Annotated in this window: 1 pseudogene; it reads left to right on the top strand. The window is 54.2% G+C overall.

Annotation, left to right across the window (positions count from 1 at the left end):
- A pseudogene (locus KV696_RS09785) lies at positions 1 to 227 on the top strand (adhesive domain-containing protein); the annotation flags it as partial.

Below are 227 nucleotides of genomic sequence, written 5' to 3'. Positions count from 1 at the left end.
GCTACCGCACTTGTTGATGCTGATGTAGACGCTACAGCGCTTGTGCTTGCTGATGTAGACGCTACGGCGCTTGTGCTTGCTGATGTAGACGCTACAGCGCTTGTGCTTGCTGAGGTAGACGCTACGGCGCTTGTGCTTGCTGATGTAGAGGCTACTGCACTTGTTGACGCTGATGTAGAAGCTACCGCGCTAGTGCTTGCTGATGTAGAGGCTACCGCACTGGTTGA

The organism is Streptococcus humanilactis (assembly GCF_019448275.1).
Classification (GTDB): domain Bacteria; phylum Bacillota; class Bacilli; order Lactobacillales; family Streptococcaceae; genus Streptococcus; species Streptococcus humanilactis.
The sequence above is the reverse complement of the archived record's forward strand: the minus strand, read 5'-3'. Positions and strand labels throughout refer to the sequence as shown.